The organism is Microcoleus asticus IPMA8 (assembly GCF_013179805.1).
GTDB classification, from domain to species: domain Bacteria; phylum Cyanobacteriota; class Cyanobacteriia; order Cyanobacteriales; family Microcoleaceae; genus Microcoleus; species Microcoleus asticus.
The window spans coordinates 1-8257 of the sequence record NZ_SRRZ01000194.1; the positions used below are offsets into that span (position 1 = coordinate 1).

6 protein-coding genes and 1 pseudogene are annotated in these 8257 nt (G+C 44.9%); 5 read left to right on the forward strand and 2 right to left on the reverse strand.

Annotated elements, in window-relative coordinates; all coding sequences use genetic code 11:
- Positions 1 to 88: 88 nt before the first annotated feature.
- Together E5S67_RS29995 and E5S67_RS30000 are read right to left on the reverse strand one after the other, a co-directional pair.
- Complete coding sequence (locus tag E5S67_RS29995; protein WP_246277052.1) at positions 89 to 1054, reverse strand: DMT family transporter; 966 nt, start codon at positions 1052 to 1054, stop codon at positions 89 to 91.
- Between the two features lie 93 nt (positions 1055 to 1147).
- Entirely contained in the window at positions 1148 to 2092 is a 945-nt protein-coding gene (locus tag E5S67_RS30000; protein ID WP_172192838.1) for a DMT family transporter, read from the reverse strand.
- Between the two features lie 230 nt (positions 2093 to 2322).
- On the opposite strand from E5S67_RS30000, the gene E5S67_RS30005 reads away from it, so the two are divergent.
- From E5S67_RS30005 to E5S67_RS33775, 5 genes and pseudogenes are all read left to right on the forward strand, one after another.
- Positions 2323 to 3945 carry a mechanosensitive ion channel family protein gene (locus E5S67_RS30005; protein ID WP_172192840.1) on the forward strand — a complete coding sequence of 541 codons (1623 nt, stop codon included), beginning with the start codon at positions 2323 to 2325 and terminating at the stop codon, positions 3943 to 3945.
- Between the two features lie 50 nt (positions 3946 to 3995).
- Entirely contained in the window at positions 3996 to 4220 is a 225-nt protein-coding gene (locus E5S67_RS30010) for a hypothetical protein (protein WP_172192842.1), read from the forward strand.
- Between the two features lie 1080 nt (positions 4221 to 5300).
- Entirely contained in the window at positions 5301 to 6701 is a 1401-nt protein-coding gene (locus E5S67_RS30015) for a hypothetical protein (RefSeq protein ID WP_172192844.1), read from the forward strand.
- A 56-nt stretch (positions 6702 to 6757) separates the two neighbouring features.
- Complete coding sequence (locus E5S67_RS30020) at positions 6758 to 7747, forward strand: DMT family transporter (RefSeq protein ID WP_172192846.1); 990 nt, start codon at positions 6758 to 6760, stop codon at positions 7745 to 7747.
- Between the two features lie 237 nt (positions 7748 to 7984).
- Positions 7985 to 8149: pseudogene (locus E5S67_RS33775) on the forward strand (transposase family protein); the annotation flags it as partial.
- Between the last annotated feature and the right edge of the window lie 108 nt (positions 8150 to 8257).

Genomic DNA, 8257 nt, shown 5'->3' on the forward strand with positions numbered 1-8257 from the left:
AAACTACAGTACACAACGTATTAAATTTAAGTCCCGTCACCCTACTTAATGTTTTGTTACATACTTGTAAATTTCCCCGCCGACCTACTTACGCTAATTCGCGGGTTTCTTTAACGGCAGATTGACTCGATTGAGCTACATAGATACCGCATAAAATCACGACAAACGCCATCAAGTCAAAGAAACCCAAGCGTTCAGAAAAAATTACCCAAGCCAAGATTGAGGCAAGGACTGGCTCGAAAAGCAGCGTGACGGCGACGAACCCTGACGACAGCCTGCTGAGGCTGTAAGCCAAAAGTCCTTGACCCAACACTTGGCACAAGATGGCTTGCAAAATTACGAAAAACCACCCCATCCAGGAATGGGGAAACAATGTTTCTTCGGCGAGTGCGAGGACGGGAAACGCAAACATAGTCGTGAAGGCGCAGCGCCACAGCAATAAGGTTGCCGTGGTAAATCGTTCTCGCAGCAGTTCTAGCAGTATCAGATACGCAGCAAAACAAATCCCCGATAGCAAGGCGACGGCATTGCCTTGTACTTGGTTGGTGGCGAACTGCACGTCATCCAATCCCATAGCGATCGCTCCCGCCACTGCCAGGACCATGCCAATGATGAATCTGCTATTGTAGCGCCTACCTAATAACAACCACCCCCCCAAACCGACAAAGAGTGGGTTCAAACCACAAAATAACGTAACGTTGGCAACGTTGGTTTGAGTCAGCGACAAAGACCACAGCAGGAAGTAGGTCGCTCCGAAAGTTCCCAATGCTACCAATAGCCCGAATTCTCGTCTCGTAAAAGGCTTCTGTTCTACGGGTTGGCGATCGGATTTTTGGCGGTCAAAAGCCTCAATTCCGCTCAACAAGCCAAAGACGATGGCAGCGATCCAGCCGCGATGGAATGCTACGGCATTTGAACCTATTTCTCGTTCGCACAGTTTGACGAGGATTGGTGCTAAAGATAGCGGGATCAGGCTGGCAAATAATGAAGCAGTTGCGAGCCAAGCAGGTGTTCTGGACGACGGTTGCTGTGCTAATTCCTGTTTGGCTGTCATACTTTTTAGCAAATGTGTTGACATCGAGTTGTGCTGATTTTTTGAGCCAAGTCTTTTTCACTTGCTTACCGTTGAAACAAACAGTAATGGTGACTAACCGCTCTCTAGCCGATTTTGTGGGAGACGAACAACAGCTTGGCTAGATACGGCTAGGTATAGACCGATGAGAACTAGGGCAAAACCTACCCAATTCGAGAAACTTAACTTTTCCCAAAATATTGCCCAAGCCAAAATGCTGCTAAATACTGGCTCTAACAAATGTACTAAGGAGACAACCACTGAGGACAAGCCACCAACGCTATAGGTTAAAAGTCCTTGACCTAAAACTTGGCAGACGAGGGCGAAAAAAATGACGAACAGCCATCCATTCAGTGAAGAAGGAAAAACCCGCTCTTGAGCGAACACAAGCATCGGCAAGATGGATAGGGTAGCGATCGCACAAACCCACAACTGAATTGTGATGGGGTCAAATTTGGTTCTCAGTTGTTCTACCACCAGCAGATATGCACCCATGAAAACCGCAGAAAGGATGGCAGCTATGCCTCCTGTTACCTCACCAGCAGCCATTTGTATTTGCTCGATTTCAATGGCGATCGCTCCCCCAATGGCGACGACCATCCCAATCAGAAATTGGCGGTTAAAGCCTTGACCGAATAACAACCACGCTCCTAAGCTGGTAAAGATCGGGGTGAGATTATGTAGGATTGTCGAGATAGCGACGCTGGTTTGAGTCAGCGACCAAGCTACAAAGGCTAAGGTGGCAGCAAAAAAAGTCCCAGCACCCAGCAATAGCAAAAGCTCCTGACTGGTGTATGAATGCTGTTGAACGGGTTTGTCACCAGAAAGTCTCTGACGTATCGCCTTGTATCCTTGCCACAGCCCGAAGACGACACTACCTAGCCAAAAGCGATTAAATATTGTAGCATTGGGACTTAGTTCAGATTCACTCCATCTAATGAAGATAGAGCCAAAAGATAGGGCGACTACACCGACAAATAATGAGGCGATCGCCATCGTCGTTTTATTGGATTCATTCATTAGGGGTGAAACAACTATAAAACAGAAAAAGTTATGATTGGCTGTGAAGCAACTGTGCTTCGTGGCGATCGAGAAGTCTTCTCTAGCAAATCCAGGAGCTAAATGCTGGTTTTAGTTTTTTTACATTTCTATTTTTGAAAGATCGTCCCTTTCATTAATTAACACCTATCTAATACTATGTCAAGCACTATTTTTTACATACTTTACGGATCTGTGGAGCCGGTTTCCAAATGACGACGATCGGCTGTTCTACGTTTCTGTTAGCTATTTTGCCTGCTCAAGGATGGGGTGCATTTTTGCTTAACTTCGGCATTCTTGGTGTTGTCGTTATTGTTCTCTACCTACTGTTTGGTATTTTGCGGAGGGTTTTCCGTCAATTTACCTCCGACCTGGTGTTAGTTGCACTCAACGTCTCACAAACGCCGCTGACACTCATTGTGTTCGCGATCGGTTTCAAGCTGGCATTGCAGACGCTATTTGTCACTCCTACAATTTACATTAGTTGGTTCCAACGAGGCTTGACCGCTTTTCTTGTCCTTGTCGCCGCCTTTTGGGCGGTTCAATTGCTCACCGAGGTTGTGACCTATGCTTTTAGGCAGTATGCCGCACGATCGGAGGCAATGTGGGATGATGTTCTCACTCCGATACTACAAAATGTTCTCCCTTTAATTGTTTACTTAGTGGGTGGACTGCTGTTTCTCCAGGCATTCGGTGTTGACATCCAAGGTTTGTTAGTTGCCATCGGAGGAATCAGTTTTATCTTGGGGTTTGCGCTAAAAGACATTCTGGCAAACTTCTTCAGTGGGTTAGTCTTGCTCATCGATACACCGTTTCGCTTTGGGGATGTGATTGAGCTAGCCAACGGTAGAAGAGGCGTGATCAAACACATTGGGCTGCGATTAACCGAACTGTATCTCATTGACACGCACTCACAGATTTACATCCCCAATGCCGCGTTTGAAGGGCAGGAAATTATTAACCTCAGCCGTCCGACCAATCATTACTACTACACGATCTCCATTCCCATCAAAGCAGATGTTGCCCCGGCTCTAGCCATCTCAATGATGGAAAAAGTCGTGCTGGCGCACCCGGATACTATGGGCGAAATACACAAGAAGTTAGAATTAGTTGACGAGTTTTATGGTTGCTCTATACCTGGGGTAAAAGCGCAACAGAAGCGAGAGGCGGGACGGCAACGCTTGTTAGCTGAGTCTGAGGTGAATACTGTACTAGCTGAGATTGAAATGGGTTTGGCGCACCTAGCCGATCTGATCTCCCAATTAGAAAGGGGTGGATTAGATGTAGAGGAGCGGCGAACAGTGCAAGCATACTATCTGGAACTTTGTCAAAAGATTGGACTGGAATCAAAAAAGTCCGATCGACATGACCGTCGCAGACGCTTGCTCAGTGAAGCTACGGGAACAGTATCCGAGAGTACGTTGATTGGGCTGATACGCCGTTGGTACCTGTACTGGTTGAAAGACCCTGACCTATTTCAAGAAGACCAGCAAACGTTGAAACAAGAGTGGGAACAGAAAATTGATTTGTTGAAGATCAAAGTCAACAAGCTGTTCTGGGCAATTAGTAATCCCAAAGGGTTAGACACGCGATTAGACGATTTGGTAGAACGCTTTCGCGAATGGTTGCGAGAAAACTTCAAGAGTTCACGCAATGAATGGCAAGACCCCAAAATCTGGATCAATGACCTGAAGGGAGATTACACGCGAGACACGCTGGTGCGGTTCTATGTCGATGACATCAAGTTGGAACATTGTGAACGGGGACAGCGGATTCTCAGTGAAATGCGGCGTGAGCTCGTCTGGCATTTGCGTCAGTCATATTTGTCTAATTGATTGTGAGAATGTCGGTCAATATTCTCAAGGCAGCTTCACGCTAGGTAGGGGTGAGAGCAACATTGCAGAAGCTGTTAAACCTTCGCGATCGCAAACGTATTAAGGAGGCTTGCACGATCGCCGAAGAATACATCAAGGATTTGGAATCGGCTCTCATCAGCGGCAAATTCCTTCACGAGACATACCGTTTTGACCTTACGCTGGTTGATAAAGCTCCATACTTTTCGCCGGAGGAGGAGTTTGCCTGCAGCACCGTATTCGTGGAACTTGCATAAAAATCACATTCTTTGCCTCACCTGACACAATCGGTTTAAACTGACATCTTGCATCATTGTCAATAAGTCTTTCCAGGATGGGCATCCTGCCGCCCCACAAGAAAATTCATCTTTTGTGGAACAGGCCGGAAAGCCAGTTCTTGAGATTGGTGCAAGATGTGAATTTAAGTAGACCTCTGGTCGCATTCTCCACACTCCCCTTCTCTTGTAAGATGATGTTAGCGAATCAGGGGTCATATCAAATCCGGCTAATTGCACTGACTTCCCTGATACCTCATGCGCCATGCCTCATATCCCCTGCCCACTTCCTTGTGTGGCTGATTAACCGGATTTGATATTATCAGACCCCGGACGGCTTCCATTTTCTCGTTTCTCGTTCCCAGACTCAGCCATATTTTAATTACTTAATTTTTATAAGTATGGTAAAATTCGACGAACATAAACTCAAAACATAAGTTGATAAATCAACAAAGGATAAGTGATAAATTTGACAAGCAAAATGAAAAAATTCTCTCAAAATCAAGCTTGGTAATCAAAGCCGGGTAAAAGACTTTCTCCTCACGGATCAATTTGTATCAAAAATTTTATCCCAGGTATCCCAAGAGCCGGATATAATGTCAATCTATCGTGATTTGTTTTCATCGGAAGGTAGCGAACTTTATCTCAAGCCAATATCGCTTTACTTTCCCCCAGAACAGATTAGCAAGCTGACTTTTGCTGTTGTGTATTAGCTGCACAAAACCGTAATGAATTGTGTATTGGGGTAATAATTAGTGCCAGAACCCAAGATAAAAATCAAAGCTTTGGTATTGATTTAATACCGAGTTTGGATAAGCAGTTAAATCTCAGTTTAGATGATGGACTGATTACTTTAGCTGAGGATGAAACTTGATGGCATGATCGATGTACAATGTACAATAGTTGCAAGAATACGGATCGATGAACTTTGGTCTGAGAGGGGGTATATAAAGTTAATCTAAATTATTTCCTAACTTAGAAAATAGCTTGTTGAGTATACAGACTTTGTGCAGTTACTGTGAGTACAAGCTTAAGTTTTCTAACGACAGAAGGAGATAAATTATGAGCATACAATCTATCAAAGTTCAACAATATACAACCACCACAGCCCACTGGCGACTAACTCCTGGCTACTTGCACGAAGGCAGATCTAATTTTGAATCGGCGCATATTTTGTTAGGTCGTTTTTTAGCCGATAGAACTTCAGAAGACCCGCTTTTGGAAAAAGAACTATTTGCCAGCGACGGCATTTTTGAGTGGGGACACGCCAAGCCTTTAGAAAAAGTGATTAATTCACAGTCCGACTTGGAGTTTCTACTGTTGCATCCCAATTTGTTGCGCAACTGTATTACTATTATCGAACCTTGGGAACACGTAGGCGTTAACGCTAATGGCGAAGATGTTCGGGCTTCCAAAAATGTCGCCTACATTGCTCAGAAAGTCGCCGATATGGACTCAGTATTACTACCTGTTTGGTCAACAGGAGTCCTCGCTCCAGAAATAGTTGTTCCGGCAATTAACTCTGGTTATGCAGTGGTAGTCGAAGGTGGCCATCCATCGACATACGATGCCTCTACCTGGACAAGTCCGGCCTGTCCGCGAGAGGATATGTTTGCATTAGTGGAAAAATTATTGATCTCGCGATCGCCCACTAGTGCCCCGGCAATATTTATCTGTGTAGGACACCAGTTAGCTGCTGAATGTCACATCCGACTCATCCGGCGTGCAGTCAAACAAGTCCTCAATATGACATCTTTAGAACGCGATAAGGAGAGCAAAGCACTCAGATCGTTGCAAGAAGTCTGCCAGCGCATCGAAGCAATGGGCAAGACACTCGAAGTCAAAAAGCGTGATGGACGAGTTGTTGCTACAGGCTGGAATGACGAGCATTTTGCCGTGACGCGCAATGAATTAAAAGAAGTAGGCGATCGTGTGTTGTTGCCTTATCAGTCTCCCGACGGCGATGCTTTAGGTATTCCTTGGGAAATTATTCATGCTCATGATGTCACAGCCGACAGCCATGAAGGCGTGATTGACACAACAATTCAATATGAGGCAAGAGTGTCAATTTCGATGTTTCATTCCGATGAAGTCAACGAAGAAGCAATATTGTTTGCCAACTGGGCTTTCCGCAGTATTCATGACGCTATTGTTCCCTATCGGCACATCATAGCTGGTAGCTCTCTGAGTTGGCTAATACAACTGCCCGACGCCATTGAAATTCTTTGTTCAACAGCAGAGGAAGATGGTGAAATAGTTACCGAATGTTCGGCAACCTGCATTAATTACAAAGACTTTGAAACTAAGAAAATTAGACGATCGTTTACTTGCCAATTTCATCCAGAACTGCTCTCGGATTTGCGTGCGATCGGTAACAGTAAAGCTCCCTCTTATTCAACATTAAAAAATGATGATGGTGTCCGCTTATTTGTCCGACTCCTATATGCGGGAATGCAAGAGTAATGCTATTAGCTTGCGCCACCCCAATGGTGGCGCAGGTACTACTTTGAGAAGTGAAGATGACAATTGAACTGAAACCATCACAGCAACAGATAGAGCAGACACCAGGTGCGATCGCGCAGCGACTCCAAGGTAGTATCGGACTAACTTCATTATTTCTGGCGATCCTTGCCTTATCCTTTGCCGCCATCTTCATCAGATTGAGCGAACGGGAACTGGGTCCGGTTGCGACCGTATTCAATCGCTTCTGGGTAGCCACTATCATTTTAGGATTAGGGAAGGTGTTCGAGACCTTTAGGGAAAGACACTCCCACGACTCCCTGCTCGAAAAGGAGCATTACACAGTCAGCGATGTAGTCTTGTTGCTAGTAATGAGTTGTTTTTTCTCAGGCACATTAATAACCTGGGCTTGGTCACTCACCCAGACAAGTGTGGCTAACTCTAATCTGCTGCATAACGTAACCCCGCTGTTCACGACTCTGATGGGATGGCTGTTTCTCAGTCAATGTTTTGAGGGCAGATTCCTCATTGGCATGGTAATCGCCATCAGCGGATCAATCTTAATTGGACTGGGCGATTTGCAGGTAGCGAGTGATAACTTTACAGGTGACTCGCTTGCCCTACTATCTGCTGTCTTTTCTGCAGCCAATCTGCTAACTGTAGAAAAACTTCGAGCCAAGTTTTCAGCAACAACCATACTTTTGTGGTGTTCCTGCTGCGGGGCACTGTTAACTTTCCCCATCGTTCTGCTAACGGAAGATGTGCTTTTTCCCTATTCCTGGGCTGGCTGGTTAACAATAATTGCCCAAGCCTTGGTCTGCCAAGTTTTGGGTCAAAGTCTTCAGGCTTATAACCTCAAAGGATTTTCTTCTGGGTTCGTTGCCGTGTTCTTGCTGCTCGATCCGGTGATTACTGCTATACTTGCTTGGATAATCTTTTCAGAACAGTTAAGTCCTCTGAACTGGTTAGCTTTTTCTATAGTTTTGGCAGGCATATACATCGCCAAGCCTAGTCAAGGAGCCGAAAAAGTTACCCCTTTTGGAAATTAAAAGTCAAAAAATATTTCTTCTGTGTTTAAGTAATGGAGGTTTTTAGTCAGGGTAAGCTCATCTAATTTGGTATAAATTGTACTTGATAATGAGTCAAATAAGTGAGATGACAGCAATGCCACCCCATAAAATATTTAGGAATACACTTTATGTCTCAGGGTTTTGAGAGCAAATCTACCTCTGCCAAAAAAAGCTCTCTTCCTCAACTACCGCTTCGGGAAGTAGCAGAGATTCAAGATATTCAACGCCCGTTTAGTCGCACATTTTGCAGATATTAAAGACCCCAGAGTCGAGCGAACTAAGAAACATCAACTCACCGATATGCTAGCGATCGCAATTTTTGCTATCATCGCCGGAGCGCAAGGGTGGGAAGACATTGAGAATTATGGCATGAGTAAAAAAGGCGTTGCTTAATCAGCAGACATCTCCGAAAACAATCAAAGCCTCTGTGTAGTTAAGCTCCTTGACGTAAATGTAATCATCCTAAATTAGCTAGTGTGCACGATAAAA